19 protein-coding genes, 1 tRNA gene and 1 pseudogene are annotated in these 18,216 nt (G+C 70.2%); 5 read left to right on the top strand and 16 right to left on the bottom strand.

Annotation, left to right across the window (positions count from 1 at the left end):
- Positions 1-48: 48 nt before the first annotated feature.
- The 6 genes from E9549_RS19510 to E9549_RS19490 all read right to left on the bottom strand — a co-directional run bounded on the left by E9549_RS19510 (position 49) and on the right by E9549_RS19490 (position 4,158).
- Entirely contained in the window at positions 49-1,578 is a 1,530-nt protein-coding gene (locus E9549_RS19510) for a DUF1479 domain-containing protein (protein ID WP_236828259.1), read from the bottom strand.
- A 250-nt stretch (positions 1,579-1,828) separates the two neighbouring features.
- Positions 1,829-2,140, bottom strand: coding sequence for a type II toxin-antitoxin system PemK/MazF family toxin (locus E9549_RS19505; protein ID WP_236828258.1), 312 nt, complete (start codon positions 2,138-2,140; stop codon positions 1,829-1,831).
- Complete coding sequence (locus tag E9549_RS19500) at positions 2,130-2,363, bottom strand: hypothetical protein (protein WP_236828257.1); 234 nt, start codon at positions 2,361-2,363, stop codon at positions 2,130-2,132. The genes E9549_RS19505 and E9549_RS19500 overlap by 11 nt, the downstream gene beginning before the upstream one ends.
- A 294-nt stretch (positions 2,364-2,657) precedes the next feature.
- Entirely contained in the window at positions 2,658-3,041 is a 384-nt protein-coding gene (locus tag E9549_RS24555; protein WP_374201699.1) for a hypothetical protein, read from the bottom strand.
- 102 nt (positions 3,042-3,143) lie between these two features.
- Positions 3,144-3,341 carry a hypothetical protein gene (locus E9549_RS24550; protein WP_236833480.1) on the bottom strand — a complete coding sequence of 66 codons (198 nt, stop codon included), beginning with the start codon at positions 3,339-3,341 and terminating at the stop codon, positions 3,144-3,146.
- 67 nt (positions 3,342-3,408) lie between these two features.
- Positions 3,409-4,158, bottom strand: a complete 750-nt coding sequence (locus E9549_RS19490) for a hypothetical protein (RefSeq protein WP_236828255.1) — start codon at positions 4,156-4,158, stop codon at positions 3,409-3,411.
- A 911-nt stretch (positions 4,159-5,069) separates the two neighbouring features.
- Here E9549_RS19490 and E9549_RS19485 point away from each other — a divergent pair.
- A complete protein-coding gene (locus E9549_RS19485) occupies positions 5,070-5,273 on the top strand; it encodes a hypothetical protein (RefSeq protein ID WP_236828254.1) in 204 nt (67 codons plus the stop codon).
- 92 nt (positions 5,274-5,365) lie between these two features.
- Here E9549_RS19485 and E9549_RS19480 read toward each other — a convergent pair whose 3' ends face one another.
- The 3 genes from E9549_RS19480 to E9549_RS19470 form a co-directional block, all read right to left on the bottom strand.
- Positions 5,366-5,878: a hypothetical protein gene (locus E9549_RS19480; protein WP_236828253.1), complete on the bottom strand. Its 513-nt coding sequence runs from the start codon at positions 5,876-5,878 to the stop codon at positions 5,366-5,368.
- Positions 5,879-5,972: 94 nt separating this feature from the next.
- The gene (locus E9549_RS19475; protein WP_236828252.1) at positions 5,973-7,775 is read right to left on the bottom strand and encodes an ATP-dependent endonuclease; all 1,803 of its coding nucleotides are present in this window, start codon (positions 7,773-7,775) and stop codon (positions 5,973-5,975) included.
- A gap of 1,426 nt (positions 7,776-9,201) precedes the next feature.
- A complete protein-coding gene (locus E9549_RS19470) occupies positions 9,202-9,579 on the bottom strand; it encodes a DUF433 domain-containing protein (protein WP_236828251.1) in 378 nt (125 codons plus the stop codon).
- Positions 9,580-9,845: 266 nt separating this feature from the next.
- Here E9549_RS19470 and E9549_RS19465 point away from each other — a divergent pair, with 266 nt between their 5' ends.
- Both E9549_RS19465 and xerC read left to right on the top strand, forming a co-directional pair.
- Entirely contained in the window at positions 9,846-10,145 is a 300-nt protein-coding gene (locus E9549_RS19465) for a helix-turn-helix domain-containing protein (RefSeq protein ID WP_236828250.1), read from the top strand.
- Between the two features lie 73 nt (positions 10,146-10,218).
- Positions 10,219-11,244: pseudogene (gene xerC, locus E9549_RS24545) on the top strand (tyrosine recombinase XerC); the annotation flags it as partial.
- Between the two features lie 200 nt (positions 11,245-11,444).
- Here xerC and E9549_RS19455 read toward each other — a convergent pair.
- The 4 genes from E9549_RS19455 to E9549_RS19440 form a co-directional block, all read right to left on the bottom strand.
- Positions 11,445-11,517 (bottom strand) — tRNA-Ala (locus tag E9549_RS19455).
- A 107-nt stretch (positions 11,518-11,624) separates the two neighbouring features.
- Positions 11,625-12,038, bottom strand: coding sequence for a VOC family protein (locus E9549_RS19450; RefSeq protein ID WP_236828248.1), 414 nt, complete (start codon positions 12,036-12,038; stop codon positions 11,625-11,627).
- A gap of 10 nt (positions 12,039-12,048) precedes the next feature.
- Positions 12,049-12,483 carry a helix-turn-helix domain-containing protein gene (locus E9549_RS19445; RefSeq protein WP_236828247.1) on the bottom strand — a complete coding sequence of 145 codons (435 nt, stop codon included), beginning with the start codon at positions 12,481-12,483 and terminating at the stop codon, positions 12,049-12,051.
- Positions 12,484-12,512: 29 nt separating this feature from the next.
- Positions 12,513-13,289 (bottom strand): M23 family metallopeptidase, encoded by a 777-nt coding sequence (locus E9549_RS19440; protein WP_236828246.1) that lies wholly within the window; start codon positions 13,287-13,289, stop codon positions 12,513-12,515.
- A gap of 463 nt (positions 13,290-13,752) precedes the next feature.
- Here E9549_RS19440 and E9549_RS19435 point away from each other — a divergent pair, with 463 nt between their 5' ends.
- Together E9549_RS19435 and E9549_RS19430 are read left to right on the top strand one after the other, a co-directional pair.
- Complete coding sequence (locus tag E9549_RS19435) at positions 13,753-14,883, top strand: CDP-glycerol glycerophosphotransferase family protein (RefSeq protein ID WP_236828245.1); 1,131 nt, start codon at positions 13,753-13,755, stop codon at positions 14,881-14,883.
- Positions 14,870-15,685 (top strand): NTP transferase domain-containing protein, encoded by an 816-nt coding sequence (locus E9549_RS19430; RefSeq protein WP_236828244.1) that lies wholly within the window; start codon positions 14,870-14,872, stop codon positions 15,683-15,685. Before E9549_RS19435 ends, E9549_RS19430 begins: the two co-directional genes overlap by 14 nt.
- A 20-nt stretch (positions 15,686-15,705) precedes the next feature.
- On the opposite strand, the gene E9549_RS19425 is transcribed toward E9549_RS19430, so the two are convergent.
- Genes E9549_RS19425 through E9549_RS19415 form a run of 3 tightly spaced genes read right to left on the bottom strand, consistent with a single transcriptional unit; the run spans position 15,706 to position 18,172 of the window.
- Positions 15,706-16,782: a hypothetical protein gene (locus tag E9549_RS19425; protein WP_236828243.1), complete on the bottom strand. Its 1,077-nt coding sequence runs from the start codon at positions 16,780-16,782 to the stop codon at positions 15,706-15,708.
- Positions 16,779-17,468, bottom strand: a complete 690-nt coding sequence (locus tag E9549_RS19420) for an SCO family protein (protein ID WP_236828242.1) — start codon at positions 17,466-17,468, stop codon at positions 16,779-16,781. The genes E9549_RS19425 and E9549_RS19420 overlap by 4 nt, the downstream gene beginning before the upstream one ends.
- A complete protein-coding gene (locus tag E9549_RS19415) occupies positions 17,465-18,172 on the bottom strand; it encodes a YcnI family protein (RefSeq protein ID WP_236828241.1) in 708 nt (235 codons plus the stop codon). Before E9549_RS19415 ends, E9549_RS19420 begins: the two co-directional genes overlap by 4 nt.
- Positions 18,173-18,216 lie beyond the last annotated feature (44 nt).

Genomic DNA, 18,216 nt, shown 5'->3' with positions numbered 1-18,216 from the left:
CACCGGCCGAGCACGAGGACACCTTCTACCGGCACAACCCCGCGGCGGCTACCGTCGCCGCGTCAGTTTCGAGCCTCCACTGAACCCGGGGCGGGACATCCCTTTGAACCACTCGCCGGTGAGCGCTCTGAGGAGTTCTTGGTTTCGTCCCCCGCCGAGCAGGCACATGTGAACGGCACGCCGGATGTCGGTGAGCCACCGTGCGTGCGGCCAGCGCGTGCCGAGCTGTTCGAAGACGACGTTGGGATCCGTCGCGGCATGTGCGGCGATGTGCTGCACGACCCGGTCCGCGAGTGGGATTACGCTTTTGATATCTGCCTCGGAGGGCTCTCGAAGTGCCATGTCTCGGCTGAATGGGTGATCTGCGGTCATCTGGACCTCAAGGGCTGCGGCCAGGAATCGCGGTAGCTCCTCGCGGGCGAGCGCCTCGGCGATCTTCGGCCCGTGCTCCTCCAGGGCCTCGGCGGTGATCCCAGCCCCGTGGTGGTCGTCGGGAAAACCTGCTTCTCGGTGGCGCACTCCGAAACTCATCGACGCTAGCCGCCCGTTGCGCAGCACGCCGTGCTGGACAAGGTGCGGGCGGATCCCTCCCGCACGATGAATTGACACGTTGAGAATGGTGTTCACGATGTCGACGGCACGCGGGACTGCTCCGGCCGCGTTCGTCTCTCCGAGGTCGACGCGCACCAGAAAGTCGACCTCCGATTCCTCGCCGACACGGGTTGCCACCTCGAAGAGGTTGCCGCCTTCCAGCAATTCACAAAGCTCGGCTCTGTGATCGAACTCCTGACCATCAGGGCGAGCATTTGGAACTGCCCAATGCGCATTAAGGAACGCGACCCGACCGGCGCTCAGCCGCGGAAACGCGCGGCCCTGGTAGCCGAGCCACACCACGATAGGCTCGATCTGCGCTGGCGTGGACGCGATCACGCGGGCCTTCGCGACTCGCTCTTCGAGCGGAACGTCCTTCTGGCCGATCGGGAAATCCCCTGGGTCGCGGCCGAACGCGACCGCGGAGACGATCTCCCGGAAGGTCTCCTCCGCATCGCAGCCGCGCCTACGAATCTGCTCGAAGAGGAGTTCGGCGATCGGTCGGTACTCCCTGCGTTGCAGCGTGCGGTCCTTCGCCGCCTTGACCAGGTCGTCCCAGCTTGCAGCGACCGCGGCATCTGAAGCGAGACTTGACACGAGCGCCTCGGCAGTCGTGACGACGTCAGCCCACGCGGCGTGGGTGCGCGTGCCGGGTGACTGGCTGAGCACGGAGGCTCCGCTGCCGGTCAGCCGCGAGAACGCTGCCTGGAACAGTCCGAGCGGACCGCAAATTTCGGCGCGCAGGGCGCCACCCAGGGCGGAAGTCGACTCCGCAACGTCCATCTGTAACGAGTCGCGGTTAGCTGACTTCCGCCAGGCATCCGGACCACTAGCCAGCGCGACCCAGCTGAGGATCTCTTCGGCCACCACCGTGAGCGGCAGCGCGGAGCTCCGACCATGCCGCCGATCCAGCGACGACACGAGCGACTTCACCCACGCCGGCTCGTCTCCGGACCAGTGATCGCTCACGTTGTAGTCGATCATCATCGGCGCCTCCCCTTGGTCCGTCGCGAGCTCTGGTCATAGCTCCTCACACTGACGGAGCGAGAACGCGTCAAAGAAGACTTGAAGGGTCAGGCCCCCTGAGCGCCGTCGTCGACGCCGTACGCGCAAGAGCCGGTCCGGGCAGTCGATTGCGGAATGCTCGGCTGCGATTGGCGAGGATCACCAGCAGGAGTCACGTTATGCAGAGGGCTCGCGCGTAGGGGCCGCTGGCGGGAATCGTGCTGGGTGTCTGTCACAGGCCGAGGACCAAACGCAGCGCGGCGTCTACCTGGCGCAGTTCATCGAAGCTGAGGTGACCGGCCGAGTCCCCCAAGCGCTGCGGATCCACGGCACTGGTTTGCTCGGCCAGCACCCGGGTGGGGCGGCCCTCGATGGAGACCTCAGGACGGAACGTGGCCGCGCGTGCCGAGGTGGACGTCGGCGCGACCAGCCAGGTCGACAGCGGCAGCAGGTCAGACTGGACGACGACTGCAAAGCGGCCGCCGGCCTGCTCATGGCCCCGGGCGCCCCGAGGGGAGCGCAGGCGGTAGACCTCACCACGCACGCAGCGTCTCCATGTCCCGAAGGACCTGGGCCGCCTCAGCACGGTCGGCGTCATCGGCGGCCAGCGCAGCGGCCTCTACGCGCAGCCTGTCTTGCGCTGCCATCCTGGCAGCCTCGATTAGAGCTGCTCGAACGGCCGTCGAGACCGAAGTGCCGTCTTGCGTCAGAACGGCCAACGCTCGACGGACGTCTTCATCGGGGCGGAACGTGATCGTCTCAGGCACCCTTTCAGTGTCTCACCGTTTGTAAGACGTAGGAAGAAGCTGTTGGGCGGTCTTGCACTGAAGCCGAGCGTGGCGCGCCAAGGCAATCGGAGGCACGAGGGGAGCTGGTCGAGCAGCTACAGCAGTCCCGCCCCGACACCACCATCACCTGCTTGCCCAGCTTCCGCGCCCGGTTGGCGGTGGTCACGGCGCCGGAACGGGCCGCGGCCTCGACCGCGACCGTGCGCGCGTGAGCCCGGCGATAAGCCGGTTGCGGACCAGGAACCGGTCGGTTTGGGACAAAACGGCAGTTCGTCAGCCGGTCCGCGGAGAGGCAAGGGCGGCTCGGTAAACAGAGGGATCACTGGGGGGACCTGGAAGCCAGCGAGGTCCTTCGCCCCGAACCGTTGACAGCAGATCGCGGGCGGCCCTCTCCGCCTCATCAGCGGGTAGCAGCCGAGCGGGAGCGTCACCGAAGCGCTCGCTGGCCTTGAGGGCGTAACGCTCCACGACGACTCGTCCCTTGTGCGAGACCTCGTTGTCGTGCGTTGGAAGCACTCCGAGGTGGAGTTCAGCAGCCTGGAACAAGGCACGGGCCACCCCACGCCCCTCAAAGGCTTCCTCCACGGCCACCATCTGCAACTCACCGTCCGGCCGTGTCTGGAGAGCCCCCACTGGAACCCCGTCGCAACGAGCCACCCAGAGGAGTCCGAACCACCAGGGTTGCTCGGGGTATGCCTCACGTCGGTACAGGTCTACGTCGATGTCCACGGCGCCATCGTGCAACAACGAGATCGCGGCTCAGTACGCGTTCGCCGTCACCCAGGGGTTCTTGCCGGATCCGGGACACCTGGTCCGGAAGATTTGGCCGCCTCGCTCATCGTCGAACTCATGGGCTACAAACACCCATGGGTCAGTCCTCTCAGTGATTCCGGACTTGCCGTTGTGTTCGCGCTCGATGACCTGATGACACTTGCCGCACACCGCCGCGTTCGCCATGCGGGCACGCTAGCTGTCAGGGCGCGGCGCTGCCTGCCCGCGCCGACGACCCCATGACGAAGGTCGGTCACTCCAGCTCTTGGTTCCTGGTTCGCGACAGCCAGTACCGCCGTCTGCGCGGGAGGACGGATGAGTCGATGACGTCGAACGCGGACCCCTCCAGCCGCAGCTTTGCGATCCGCCAGTTGCCCAACTCCTGAGGGACCCGCTCGATCGGGAGGCCCCCCGTAGCCACCTCATACGTGTCCATGGCCCCCGTGTCCGCCTGGTCTACGTAGTTGAACTGCAAACGCCACTCAAGGCCGGGCTCACCCTTCTCCCGCAGCTCGGCGCTCGCTACCCACTCCCCTAAGGTCTGTTGGATGACGTGGTACACCCGCAGCGAGTAGCGGCCAGGCACGGTGATCTGCTGCCCGATGAGCCCACGGCTCTCGCGGTCATACAGCGGCAGGTTCGCGGTTAGGTCCATCGGCTGGTCCGTCGCGTTGTGGACGGTGAGTGGCTGCCGCACGAGGATGGGTATCTCCCGGTCACGCGGCATGGTGAACGCCGTCCCCGGGGGTAGCGCCTCATCGGGCCTCAGGTTGTCGGCCAGCCGTCGGACCGGGGGCCATATCGGAGGCTCCGGCCTAAGCGTGAGCGTCGGAGTCTTCGCGTCAATCCGCGTACGGATGGCCTCTGCGATTAGCGTCCGAGTGTGCCCCTCCTGCGACCGAGCCAGATCCAAGGCCTCGTTGGCTGCCCGAGCGGCCTCACCGGCCGCTCGCGCGTTTTTCCTGGTCTCCCACGATTGCCATGCGATAACCCCGGCGCTCACAGCTCCCACGCCTGCCGCGACCCATTGCGCATCCACTCACTGCCCCGCTTCCCTCTACGCGATGGCGGAGTGTCTCGCAGATGACTGACAGACGAAGCGACCGCGGTGCCTTCCCGGCAGATGGCAGGTTGTCTCTCACACCATCAAGTCAGTAGTGGAGGTATGCGAACGAACCTGACTCAGACGGGACAGAAGCCGATGTACCCGAACGTGACGACCTCCCCCGCGCCTCCTACACCGCTCCCGGATCCCCGCGTCCGCCCCACCCTCGATGCGCCGCTCGTTGCCGCAGGGCTGGACGGTCTCGCCCTCGTCTGGCTCTGGCTCATCGGCAAGGTTGTCGACTGACAGACCGCAGGGCCATTGGCGACTCACGGGAGCACCGCTACGGCGGCTTGCCGCCGACCCGAGTCACTGGAGAATCAACAAGATCAAGAAGGACACACGTCTTGCATCTCGGGCGGCGTAACGCGTTGGACAGCTTTCCTGGAGGTCTGCGCTCTCCGTCCAGAGCCTCACCAGCGAGGAAGTCAGCACCGCGCCCAACGGATCGACCGTGGGCGCCAACGTCATCGGTCGTCTCCCCGGCGGGGCTGAACGACGGCGGCGAGACCAGACGAGGCGTGCCGCCGAGCCTGGTTGCACTCCCAGCCCGTTGTCGTCGCGTCACCGGCGTCGAAGGTCGACCCGGCCACGTCCCCCCGATGCCGTATCCTGACCGCAGCCCTGCTCCAGGTCTCGCCTGGTCTCGTGGTTCACGACCGCGCTGGGCACGCAGCGATGACCGAGCTCTCCGGTCAGGTCAGAAACACCGGAGCGCTACCGGGCCAAGATCATTTGGCGCCGGGCGGTCATTCCCTGCGGTAAGCCGCCCCGTCAGCGCGGAGAACGCGAACTGACGGGACCCACCGGTGGGAAGCGAAGTCCTCCCCTACGTCGCCGATGGCGGCGTCTTGTTCGGCGCTGCGTTCCTACTGCGGCGCTGTTTGATCGCCGTCGTTGCGCTCGTCGGCACCCTAAGTACCAAGGATTATCGGCGCGACAGCGCGCTCAAGGTGCTTCGGATGTTGCGCTTCCGGCTACCGCCAGATGAGGAGGCGTCGCGGCCTCATTGAACGGGGCTCACGCAAGTCCCGGGTGGCTCCTCGTCGCCCCAAGGTCCGGAGCGCGTTGCAGCGTCCGGCAGAGGATCGGTCAGCGGGACCTTCTACTTTCCTCCCTCGGACTCGAACCATGCTTCAGCGCTGGGTGGTTTGAGCAGTCCCAAATCGTTGAGCTCATCTTCGCTGAGGTCGGCGACCCCAAGGTCACGTAGGTGGGCGTCCAGGCGTTCCTCAAACTCGTCGAGTCGGGCTTGAACTCGGGCAAGCTCGTCTGCCACCTCCCGACAGAGCGCCGGATCGTCCAAGAATACTGCTCGGTCGCGGATGTACCGGTGAGCGAGGTAGTTGCGTGTCTCCACAGCTTGCTCGGCCTCGGCCCTCAAAGTGTTGGGTAAGCCCAGAACGCCGACGAGTCGGCCCATCGACTGAGAGTCCCAACCTGCGACCTTCGTCATGCCTTGGTCCAAAGTGATGCCCTGCCTCAGCCGCGCGGCCAGAATGCGCCAGAAGCTCAGCTCGACCAACTGGAATCGCAGGATGGTTTCGCCGAAGGCGCCCAGCACCAAGAACCTGGCCACAGCCCGATCATCGGCCTCGGAGGGTTCGGGGTGCGGCACGCTGGCATTCTGCATGTGCAGATCAAGTCGCGCACTGGAGCGGCGACCGGTTTGTCCGATTCCGTGCCCTACGGCCAGCCGACGTCCCTGACGATCAGAACGGTGGTTCGTCGGGGCCCCAAGGGTCGGGGTCGTACGACTTCCCCGGGTTGCCGCCCGCCGAGGGGTCCTCCGGTCCGTCCTCGTGCGGGCCATCGACTGGCCCCTTGCCGCGGATGGCTCGGACGAGCGCGTCGATCCGCTCGCCGGGGTTACCCGCGAAGTTGAAGTCGTCGAGCCGCTGGGCGGCGTACCTCGCGCGGAGCGGCTTGGATTCGCCGACCGAGGAGACTGCCTCGTCGTAGAGGCGTGTCCACTCGTTGCCGAACAGCGCCTTCATCCCGCCCTCAAAGTTTGGGTCGAGGGTGGCGTAGCCGTCACCGACGTAGAGGGGCTCGCGCAGAATCGTCGCAGCCTCCGCTGGGTCACCCTCGCGGCCGAGCGCCCTAGCAATGTCCATCCGCTTAGCGAGCAGCTGCACATCGCCGCCCTTGTCGGAGTCGGTGTCGAACAGGCAGAAGCACTCGATGCCGAGGGCGGTGTAGAGCCGGTGCCACTTGGCGACGTTGCCGACGCCCTCGACCGGGACCACGGAAACGCCCTCCCTGAGCACGTCGAGGCCGCGGGCCCTGAGTAGCTCGGGTAGCGCCAGGGACTCGGTCCGCCCCTCGACCAGGACGCAGCGCCTCGCGAAGAGGCCGCTGACGATCTCCGTCGTGGCGCCGGCCGCGTAGAACGGGCCGACCGTCGAGGGCTGCGTCCTCTCCGGGTCCGCACCCCGCTCGACCAGGTTCGCCGTCAGGTCGTCGAGGGACCTCTGCACCACCTGAGTCGCGCCGTCCTCGCCCTTGCTCACCATCACCAGATTCTCTGGCCTCGCCAGGTCGACGAAGTGCGGCGAGTGGGTCGTCACCACCACCTGCAGCCCGGGAGCCGCCAGGTGGTCCAGCCTCGTCGCCAGCCACTGCTGAGCGAGCGGATGGAGGTTGGCCTCCGGCTCATCGATGACAAGCACCGTGCCCTCCGACTGCCCGTAAGCCATCGCGTAGGCGTAGGCGAACGCCAGGGCGAGCACTTGGGACTGGCCGGTGCCGAGCTCGTCGAAACTCCTCACTTCCCCCTCGAGGGTGGGGTGGATGCGGAGCGAGCGGAAGAAGTTGCTCGGGTCGTAGGCGCTGAAGTCGACGTCCAGCCTGTATGGCAGGTTCTGCCCGAAATCCTCGGCCGTCTCCGCGAGCAGCTGCTTGAACTTGGCGAACTCCGGCACCGCCCCGAATCCCTCAAGCAGCCCACCGAAGATCGCGGCGAGCTGCGTCCTCCGCGCGGGGTCGTGGAGTAGGCGCTCGTGGAACCGGTGCATGAGCTTGGAGAGCATCGTGTACTTGCTCGCATAGCTCAACTGGTAGTCCAGCCTGCGGTCGGCATCGAGGACTGCGGCCGAGAGCACCGACCGCATGACGTTGTTCGGCCAGGACTTTCCGCAGTAGGCGTTGCTGCACGTGAAGCGGTACTTCACGGGGTTTCCGTCCGTCCCAGTGTCCTGAGTGTCGTAGGTCCATCTGAAGTACTCGACCTCGCCTCCCGAGCAATAGGGGCAGGCGATGCCAGACACCGCCGCGCCGACCTCGACCGCGATGCCGTCGCCGTCCCGCCCGTGGAAATCGTGGTCCTCCAGCCGGCGCGTCCCGGGCCAGTAGTCCCCGAAGATGACGTCCAGGGCGCGTGTGACGTTGCTCTTGCCGGCGTTATTCTCACCAAGCAGCACCAGCGCGCCGCTCTCAGGGAAGCGAATGGTCACCCCCCCGCCCCCGATGGAGCGCAGGTTCTTGACGCTTAGCTTCTCGATTCGTGGCGGCATCGACTGCTCCCTCCTGACTCTGGGCGCACCAGTCTCCCCGCTCGAAGGACAACCGGCCTTGATTGACGTTCGAGGCCATGACCTTCGGCAGCCCTTGCGGCGTCATTCTGGGCGGAAGGCAGCGGGCTCTCCGATCGCCCCTGAATGAACGTTCCGTACGAGGAACCCCTACCGGGAATCGGCAAGTCAAGTCGTCAGCCACGAGAGGCGGTCTCGTATGACCCGCCGACAGACATGCCCGGTGACGGGGCGGTTTCCGGGACAGCTCGGCCGCCGAACTGCACCGATAGCGGCGCCGCTGCGGACGGCCGGGCAACTCGCCTGCCACTCCCCCGCGCGGTCACGCGCCGCGCCGAGGTCAGCCCAAGAGGCTTCCAGTTCCCACGAGCGCCGAGCGAGGCTCACGCCGCCTCCCGGAGCCGATGCAGTCCTCACGCAACTGGAGATTCCAAGATCACGAGGCGACACACCTCCTGCATCTAGGGTCTGAGAGCTCGTGGTGACGGGTTACAGGAGAACTGCCAGCAGACTTCAGGCCATGGGAACGAGCGGCCCCCCGAATACCGGGCACGACGGCGGGCAGGTGAACAACAACGCCGTCAACGCCACCAGCAGGCCGCAGTGAATCGCCCCCGTCCGGACCAGGCCGGCCCTGCGGGGACGGGCCCGAACGCCGCATCGCCGCGACGACCTGCGGATGGTGCGGGGGACCGATCACCCCGCGCCGGCGCGGCCCCATCCCGAAGTGGTGCTCGGCCACCTGCCGGCACCGGGCGTGGGAGCAGAGCCGCGCGGCGAACTCCGGCCGGACGGCGGTGCAGGTGGTCGAGCGACGGGTCGAGATCCGTGTACCCCTCGAGCCGACCCGTCGAGACTGGCCGCGGTTGCTCGGCGAGCTCGCCGGTCAATTGCATGACGGCCGCGTCTACGACCGGGACCTGCCCGCCCTTGGCCGGGCACTGGACCCCGTGTTGCGGTCCTACCGGCGGAGGGCGCGCTGGAGCGGTGCACCCGACCTCACCTGAGCGCCCGGAGCCGGAGCTGCCGTACTGCTTCTGTACGGCACCGGCGTCGACGGTGAGGTCGGGACAGTCCTCTTGGAGCGGGAGGGCCAACGGGGGGTGACGTAGGTGACGGGGGCGGTGATGACCCAACCGGGCCGATGTCACCCCGACCGACGCGCCACTGACCGTCGCGGGCGACGTGGCTGCCGGCCCTGCTGGACGTCAGGGCCCCTCTGCTCAACAGCACGCCCCGCCAGGAGGCGCACCGATCCGGTGCTCGGGGTAACGCGCCCCGGTGACGCCCGCCCGGCATGCCGCTCGGCGGCTGACCGCATCTCTGTCACCCCCGTCGTCAGCCACCCATCACAACGAATTGCGCGGTCCTGGATGCATAAGGTGTGTCGGCTCGTGATCTTGTCCCGTCAGGCAGCTGGGAGGGGGCGCGGAACGGGAGGCGCAGGCGAGGATCGAGCACGCAGCGCAAGGGGGAGGTTGGAGAGCGTGCTGCCGCGGGCGCGACGGCGATGAGCACCTGGCGAGCTGAACGAGGGATGTTCTCGTCGAGCTTGCCCTTCACTCGGGCCCAGCGGGACCGGTTCCTCGCGGGCCAGCAGCGCCCCGTACGCCTGCACGCCTTCCGGGGTCAGGGTCGGGTACTCCGCGACGATCTCCTCCGGACTCTTTCCAGCAGCAAGGCAGTCGAGCACCACGCTGACGGGCACGCGGGTGCCGGCGATCACCCCCTGGCCGCTCAGCACGGCCGGATCGGTGGTGATCAACGCCAGGCGATCGGAACTCATGCGCCGAGTGTGCCCGCGCCCACGATCGACTCCAGGACGCCGAGCCCCGGCCTGGAGGGAAACCGGAGACGCGCCGGAGCAGGTCAGGAGGCCGAGCAATTCGACGGACGTCGGCCCCAGGTGATCAGGCGCTCGGCAAGCAGGGACTGGAGAAAAACAGGAACTTCGCCCGGCACTGTCACCAACCGGCCGGAAATGGCGCCTTCTCCAGGTGGGCGTGCGGCGCCGGACGCCGGCGCACGAGGCCACACGACGAGGAGGGCGAGATGAGCGACACGCAGCGACCTCAGGAGCCGGTCGCCGGCGACCCGCTGCTGCTCACACCCGAGGAGGCCGCCACGGCGCTCCGCCTCGGGCGAACGACGGTCTACGCGCTCATGAAGGCCGGCGAGCTGCACGCGGTGCACATCGGCCGCAGCTGCCGCCTCTCCCGCAGCGAGCTCGAACGTTACGTTCGCGGCCTGGAAGCTCCCCGCACCGCTCCTCGTGCGCTGCGCCGGACCCGGACCACCACGGACCAGCGCGGACTGTTCGAACTGGGCCCGACGTCGCCCGATGCCGCGTGAGTCCACAACCGCTCCGCCGGTGTCGGACCGCTCGGCCAGACTGACACTCCGGCCCACGACCCAGGGGTGACCAATGGCGGGACGCGCCTCGAACGGCGAGTCGACGATCTACAAGGGCGCCGACGGCCGCTGGCACGGCTACGTCTCCGTCGGCTTCAAGCTCGACGGCACGCTCGACCGCCGGCACGTCAGCAGCAAGAGCCGTGGCGTCGTCGTCGCGAAGGTCCGAGAACTCGAGCGCAAGCGCGACTCGGGGACGGTCGGCGAGACGTCGACCCCGACAGTCGCCTGGTGGCTCGAGCACTGGCTGACCACCATCGCGCCGCGCCGCGTGCGACAGCGGACGCTGGAGAGTTACGAGTCGGCCGTCCGCAAGCACCTGATCCCCGGCATCGGCCGGCACCGCCTCGACCGGCTGCGACCGGAGCACCTGGACCAGCTCTACACCGCCCTCCTCGACGACGGCTACTCCCCCGCCACCGTGCTACGCCACCACCGCATCCTGTCCCGGGCCCTCACCGTGGCCGTCCAGCGCGGACACGTCCCCCGCAACGTCGCCGCGCTCGTCGACCCGCCCGCCCAGAAGCAGAGCGACATCGCCACAGCCCTCGACCTCGGCGAGGCCCGCGCCGTCCTGGGGGCCGCCGCGACCATGCGCAACTCGGCCCGCTGGACCGTCGCGCTCGCCCTCGGCCTCCGCCAGTCGGAGGCGCTGGCGCTGCAGTGGAAGGACATCGACCCGCTGGCCGGCACCCTCACCGTACGGCGCAGCATCCACCGGGTCCGGGGCGGCGGGCTGATCTACGAGGAGCCCAAGACCCGCCGCAGCCAGCGCACGCTCGCCCTGCCGATGCCTCTCGTCGACGAGCTGCACCGGCACAAGGCCGCCCAGCTCGGCGAGCGGATGCTGGCCGGCTCCGAGTGGCACGACGAGGACCTCGTCTTCGCCCAGCCGAACGGCCGCCCCATCGACAAGAAGACCGACTACGACGACTGGACCCGACTGCTGCAAACAGCCGGAGTCCGCCACGTGCGCCTGCACGACGGCCGGCACACCGCCGCCACCCTGCTGCTGTCCGAGAACGTGCACCCGAGGGTGGTCATGGAGCTGCTCGGTCACAGCCAGATGCGCACCACGATGGACATCTACAGCCACGTCATGCCGGCCCTCGCCCGCGAGGCCGCCGACCGGATGGGCGCCCTGCTGCTGCCAGGTAAGGGTGGGCAAACTGCAACCACAACTGCAACCAGAGACGACTCAGGCCGCCCTCCAGAAGGAGAACGGCCTGGTCATCGGGGTGGAGCTGAGGGGACTCGAACCCCTGACCCCCACACTGCCAGTGTGGTGCGCTACCAGCTGCGCCACAGCCCCGATACCGGCCCGGCGTGTTCCTCCGAGCCGGGAGCAACTGTACAGGGCCGGTTCACGGGTCCGGCGGAGGGGGTGGGGTGCGGGGCCACCGCGCGGCGGCCCCGTGGTCAGGCCTCCTTCATCTGGGCGATGCGCAGGTGGTTGCCGAACGGGTCGCGGAGGCCGAAGTCGATGCCGTAGGGCTGGTCGACCGGCTCCTCGGTGATCTCCACGCCGCGCTCCTTCAGCTCGGCGTGCGTCCGGTAGGCGTCGTCGCAGGTGAAGAAGAGGTGCCCGCCGGCCGCCCCCTTGCTCACCAGGTCGCGCACCTGGGCGGCGGTCTCCTCGCTCATCGCCGGCGCGCCGGGCTTCTCCAGCAGCACGGCCCGGTCGGGCTGGCCGGGCAGGTTGACCGTGAGCCAGCGCATCGGCCCGAAGTCCATGTCGGCCTGCACCTCGAAGCCGAGCTTGCCGACGTAGAAGTCGAGGGCGGCGTCCTGGTCGGGGACGTAGATCTGGGTGATGGAGATGGTCTTCAGCATGCGGGGAACGCTAGGGAGCCGGCGCCGCCGGCTGCTTCTCCGAAACTGCTCGATCGGTCGCCGGCCGCGCCCACGCCATCGCGAAGCAGTTGGGCACCGGCGGCAGCGGGCCCCGCCGCCGGTAGGCGCTCGGCGGCTCCCCGACGACGTCGCGGAAGACCCGGCTGAACGTGCCCAGGCTGGAGAAGCCGACCTCCATGCAGACGTCGGTGACGCTGCGGTCGCCGGTGCGCAGCAGGAACATCGCCCGCTCCACGCGGCGGCGCTGCAGGTAGCGGTGCGGCGTCTCGCCGAAGGCCGCCCGGAACGAGCGGATGAAGTGGGCCGGCGAGACGAGGGCGACGCGGGCCAGCGTCGCGACGTCGAGCGGCTCGGCGTAGTGCGCGTCGATGGTGTCCCGCGCGCGCAGCAGCCGCCGGTTGCTCTCCTCGACGGCGGCGGTCACGGGGCGATCAGACCACGACCGCGCCGGTCTCAGACGTGGACGCCGCGCGCCGCCAGCCACGCGATCGGGTCGACCCGCTTGCCCTCCAGGCCCCCCTTGTGCACCTCGAAGTGCAGGTGCGGGCCGGTGGACTGACCGCGGTTGCCCAGCAGCGCGATGGTCTCCCCCGCCTCCACGTACTGCCCCGGCGTGACCAGGATCTTGTCCATGTGGCCGTAGACGGTGACGTCGCCGTTCTCGTGGAGGATGTAGACCGCCAGGCCGAACCCGCTGGCCGCGCCCGCCCGGAGCACCACGCCGTCGACGGCGGCGTACTCGGGCGTGCGCATGGGCGCGGCCAGGTCGATGCCGTAGTGGAAGGTCCCCCACCGACTGCCGTAGCCGCTGGTCAGCCGGGCGCCGGCGACCGGCAGGACGGCCTTCGGGCGCGCGGCCTCGGCGGCGGCAGCAGCGGCGGCCTCCGCGGCCGCCTGCCGCTCGGCGCGCGAGGCGGCGACCTCCTGCAGCCGGGCCTGCGCCTCGGCGACGGTGATCGAGGCCTGCGGCAGCACCTCGACGCCCTCCTCCGCCGTCAGCAGCGAGTCCTGGGCGGCGAGCACGGAGGTGGCCTCGGCGGCCGGCGCGCCCTGCAGGCTGATGCCCGCGGCGACCGCGCCGCCCAGGAGGACCGAGCTCAGCAGCAGCGCCGGGCTGCGCCGGGCCCGGGCCGGACGCCGGTGCGTGCGGCGCCCGGCTGCCCGCCCGGTCCGGGGGTGCACCGCCGTCAGCAGCTCCGTGCGGGCCTCCGGGCCGATTCCAGCGTCCATGCACCCTGTCCGTCTCGCGTCCCTGACGTGCGCGCCCTCGATGAGGCAGACCCATCGAAACATTGCGTGACCGACTCGTGACCAGCCGTTCGGCGCGTCGTGCGGGACACGCCGAGGCGAGCCGCACCACCGGTCGCAGGCGTCCCACGAGTCACAGCCGGAACTGACACCGGTGTAGTTCGACCCGCCTACCGGAGCCCCGCGCCGGTCGAGGATCATGGACGCCGACACCGGCGCCGAGCCGTCCGTCAGAGGCCTCCGAGGGCGTGTTCCGGCCGTCGGTGGCGGCGCGCCGTCGACGACGCGGGACGCGAACCTGACGCAAGCGGCGCCGGTACCCGCACACTGTTCCCATGGCCCCCGCTCCCGGGGGCCGCGATCGACCGTGTCCCCACACGCCCGGAGGAGGGATTGCGTTGACCGACGCCCGACCCGTTGACCACGTGACCCCTCCGTCCCGCCGGTGAGGATCACCTACTTCAGCTTCCGGGGGCTGTTCGCCGACAACCCGCGCGCCCTGTACGAAGCCCTCGCCGCACGCCACGACCGCGACACCGTGCACACCTGGCTGTGCACCGAGAAGACCCGGCACACGTTCCCGCCGGACGTCGAGACGGTGCTGTACGGGACGCCGGAGGCCCGCGCCGCCCTGGAGACGGCCGACCTGGTCATCGCCAACGACTGCATCTCCATGCACTGGACCAAGCGGCCGGGCACCTTCTACCTGCAGACGTGGCACGGCACGCCGCTCAAGCGCATCCACCACGACGTCGAGGGCGGGCCGGAGGGCTGGCTCACCAACGCCGACCTCGACGTCGCCCGGTGGGACCTGCTGCTCTCGCCGAACGCCGTCACCACCGACCGGCTGCGCGGGGCCTTCGGGCACCGCGGCCCGATCGCCGAGACCGGCTACCCGCGCAACGACCTGCTGAGCAGCCCCGACCGGGAGGCGGTGCGCCGGCGGGTCCGGGCCGACCTCGGCCTGGACGACGGCCGCACCGCGGTGCTCTACACCCCCACCTGGCGCGACGACCTGGTGTTCCAGGGCGACGGCTCGGCCCCGCCGCTCGCGATCGACCTGGCCGACTTCACCGCGCGGCTGGGCGAGGACCACGTGCTGCTGCTCCGGCTGCACAACATGGTGGCCGGCCGGCTGGAGTTCCCGCCCGGGGCCCCGGTCGTCGACGTCTCCGACCACCTCGACGTCGCGGAGCTGTACCTGGCGGCGGACCTGATGGTCACCGACTACTCCTCGACGATGTTCGACTTCGCCGTCACGGGTAAACCGCTGCTGTTCTTCGTCTACGACCTGGAGCGCTACCGCGACCAGCTGCGCGGGTTCTACTTCGACCTCGCGGCGGTGGCACCGGGTCCGCTGCTGGCCACCAGCGGTGAGCTGATCGACGCCATCGCGGGCGTCGACGCCGTGGCCGCGGAGCACGCCGGGCGCTACGCCCGGTTCCGCGAGACCTTCTGCCACCTCGAGGACGGCTCGGCCACCGCGCGCGTCCTCGACCTCCTCCCGGCCGCACCCGCGTCCGGGCCCACCACCACCAGCAATCTCGAGGGAGATGATGTCCGTGCGGACCGGTGACCACATCCTCGACGCCGTCCGTCGGGGCGGCTCCCCCTCCTCGGCGCGCACCACGACCCGGCGGCACCCGGCCCCCTCGGTCCAGGTCGTCATCCTGGCCGCGGGCATGGGCACCCGGCTGGGCCGGCAGGACCCGAAACCGCTGACCCGGCTCGACGACGGCCGCAGCATCCTCCAGCGCCAGCTCGACGGCCTGCGCGCCGTGCTGGGCGCCGAGGTGTCGGTCACCGCGGTGGTCGGCTACCGCAGCAAGCGGATCATGAAGGCCGCCCCCGACCTGCTGTTCGCGTACAACCCCGACTTCGCGGTCACGAACACGTCCAAGAGCCTGCTGCGGGCGCTGCGCACCACGCGTGAGGGCGGGGTGCTGTGGCTCAACGGCGACGTCGTCTTCGACCCGGGCGTGCTGGAGGTGGCCCTCCCCTACCTCGTGGCGGACCAGAGCTTCGTCTGCGTCGACACCGGCACGGTCGCCGACGAGGAGGTCAAGTACACCCTCGACGCCGACGGGTGCATCCGCGAGCTGTCCAAGACCGTCCGCGGCGGGCTCGGCGAGGCGGTGGGCATCAACTACGTCTCCTCCGCCGACAAGGCCGTGCTCATCGAGCACCTGGAGGCCTGCTCGCACCAGGACTACTTCGAGCGCGGCATCGAGACGGCGATCGCCGAGGCGGGCCTGCGCGTGCGCCCGGTGGACATCTCGCAGTACGCCGCGGTCGAGGTGGACTTCGAGGGCGACCTCCAGCGGGCCAACACCCTGTTCGGCGGCGGACCGGCGAACGTCGTCGCCGACATCGCCTGATCCCGCGCGGGGAACCGCCGTCAGGCCGCCGGGACCGGGCGGCCGGCGGCGGTTCCGGCGGGCGCCGCGGGGGTCTCCCGGAAGCGGCGCACCGCGGCGACCCCGCCGACGAGCAGCCCCACGCCCAGGGACACCAGCACGGTCACGGCCACCCGCGCCAGCGGCTGCGGCCCGGCGGTCAGCAGGTTGGCCGACCACAGGACGTCCACGTCGGGCAGGCCCTGCACCAGCAGCAGCCAGCCGGTGACGACCGCCAGCAGCCCGGTCAGCGCGCCGCGGCCCCGCCGGGCGGCCCGCAGCCCCAGGACGGCGCACAGCAGCGTGGCCCCCGCCGGCAGGAGCGCGGAGACCAGGGCGCCGGCGTGGGAGCCCACCGTCACGGCGGGCTCGGGCGTGGCCACCGCGTGCCAGAGCGCCGCGAGCGCCCCGGCACCGAAGAGCGCCCCGAGCGCCAGCGGCGTGCGGGCCAGCAGACCCGCGGCCGCGGCGGCCAGCACGAGCGCGGCCACGGGCAGCCACACCACCCAGGGCGACGGCGGCGGGGTCCACGTCAGCACCCCCGCCACCTGGACGTCGGTCTGCCCGTGCCGCAGCGGCACCACCCACTCCGAGACGACGTGCTCGCGGCCCGGATCGGCGGCGACCTGCGGCGGGAGGACGCCCTCGCTCATCCAGTGGGTGCGGTGGTCGTGCCAGACGTAGGCGGGCTGGGTGGAGACCTGCTCCCAGTCCGGGGCGGCGTCCGCGTCGGCGGAGGGGGGTAGCGCCGTCCGCCCGTAGCGGTCCAGGTTGATCCAGGTCGCCGGGCTGTTGGCGTTGCGCCAGACCCCGTCGCGGCCGATCCGCAGATAGGGCTCGCCGGAGTACCCCGGGACGTGCACCTCGACGTCGGTGGTGTTGACCAGCTCGAGCTCGTCGCCGAACTGCAGCGACCGCACGCTCACACCCGGCAGCTGCGGGCTCACCTGCAGCACCCGCGCGTCGAAGTCGCTGCCGGCCGCGCCGCCGCCGACGTGCGCCGAGGCCGGCCCGGCGAGGGCCAGCAGCGCCACCACGGCGGCCAGGACCGCGAGCAGCCGGCCGAGGCCGCGCCTCACGCGCCCGCCACCACCTGCAGGTCCTCGGCGATGTCCTGGTGGGTGTTGCCCGCGTCGAAGGCCACGTGCGCCTCGTCGTCGCCGCCGTACAGCAGCAGCAGCGTCGAGTGCAGCCGGCCGTCGTCCTCGGCCTGCGGCACCCCGGCGGCCAGCTGGGCCCGCTCCACCGCCGCCTGGTCGCCGGTGAGGCCGACGAACGAGGTGGGCAGGTCGGCGTCGAACCGGTCGAGGTACTCCCCGAGCACCTCCGGGGTGTCGGTCGCCGGGTCGGTGGTCACGAAGACCACCTGCACCTGCTCGGCCAGCGCCGGGTCCACCCCGCGCAGCGCCACGGCGACGTCGGCCATCGTGGTGGGGCAGATGTCCGGGCAGTTGGTGTAGCCGAAGAACAGCATCGTCGGGCGGCCGGCGGTGGCCGCCTTGAAGTCGTACTCCGCGCCGGTGGTGTCGGTCAGCGTGAACGACGGACGGCGGTAGGGCTCGGGCAGGTCGAGCCCCGCGTAGCGGTCCTCGGGGCCCTCGACGACCGCCGGCCCCTGCCCGGAGTGGTCGTGCTCCCCGGCCGCCGCCCCGGCGTTCCCGGCCGCGTCGTCCGCCGAGCTCCCGCAGCCGGCGAGCACCAGGCCGGCGGTGAGCAGGAGCGCCGGCACGGCGCGGCGGGGACGTCGGCGGACGGCGGGAGTCACGAGGACACGGTACGTCGGGAAGCGCGGGCGCCGAGGACGACACCGGCGATCGCGGTGAGCAGCGCGAGGATGGAGAAGAACAGCGCGATGGCGCCGGGGTCGCTGGTGTGCGCATGCGCCTCGTCGGCCTCCACCTCCTCCCCAGGGGCGTCACCGGTGGTCAGTGACAGCACCGGGGCGGGGCGCTCCGGCTCGCCCTGACCGGCCACCGTGGGCTCGATCCAGGCCGCTTCGCTACCGTCGCTGTAACGCTGCACCGCCGGGAAGCCGAGCTGCTCGACGTCCGGGAACGGCCCCCCGGCGAGCGCGAATTCCTGGAACTGCCCGGGCGCGATGCCGGCGCCGTCGGCCGCGCGGAACTCCACCAGCGACACGTACGCGCCGATCTCCCGGCCGTGCACCTCGATCGGCTCGTCGAGCTCGGTGGTCTCTGTGCTGATCGTCCAGCCCGGCACCGGCTGCGCCCGCAGCGAGCCCATCGCGGCCTTCTCGGGGATCTGGATCCGCAGGGCGACCGTGCTGGCGGTGTCGCTCTCGTTGGGCACGCGGAAGGTGAGCTTCCCGTAGCCGCCGGGGGTGGCGTCGGTGGAGGAGACGGTGACGTGCGCGGAGGCACCGGGCGCCAGGCCCACCGCGGCCCCCAGGGCGGTCAGGGTGGCCAGCAGCAGGACGGCGAGCCGGGCGAGCGGACGGGACAGGGGCACGGGTCTCCTCATCGGGGGGCGCATCGGGGGGGCAGCGCCTTGGG

It is taken from the genome of Blastococcus sp. MG754426 (genome assembly GCF_021699055.1).
Taxonomy (GTDB): domain Bacteria; phylum Actinomycetota; class Actinomycetes; order Mycobacteriales; family Geodermatophilaceae; genus Blastococcus.
The sequence above is the reverse complement of the archived record's forward strand: the minus strand, read 5'-3'. Positions and strand labels throughout refer to the sequence as shown.

What these genes read in the sequence shown, in the direction of transcription:
- E9549_RS19440 (WP_236828246.1), bottom strand. Translation starts at nt 13,289, where the DNA reads ATGGACGCTGGAATCGGCCCGGAGGCCCGCACGGAGCTGCTGACGGCG.
- E9549_RS19450 (WP_236828248.1), bottom strand. Translation starts at nt 12,038, where the DNA reads ATGCTGAAGACCATCTCCATCACCCAGATCTACGTCCCCGACCAGGAC.
- E9549_RS19465 (WP_236828250.1), top strand. Translation starts at nt 9,846, where the DNA reads ATGAGCGACACGCAGCGACCTCAGGAGCCGGTCGCCGGCGACCCGCTG.
- E9549_RS19470 (WP_236828251.1), bottom strand. Translation starts at nt 9,579, where the DNA reads ATGAGTTCCGATCGCCTGGCGTTGATCACCACCGATCCGGCCGTGCTG.
- E9549_RS24550 (WP_236833480.1), bottom strand. Translation starts at nt 3,341, where the DNA reads ATGGCGAACGCGGCGGTGTGCGGCAAGTGTCATCAGGTCATCGAGCGC.
- E9549_RS19510 (WP_236828259.1), bottom strand. Translation starts at nt 1,578, where the DNA reads ATGATGATCGACTACAACGTGAGCGATCACTGGTCCGGAGACGAGCCG.
- E9549_RS19475 (WP_236828252.1), bottom strand. Translation starts at nt 7,775, where the DNA reads ATGCCGCCACGAATCGAGAAGCTAAGCGTCAAGAACCTGCGCTCCATC.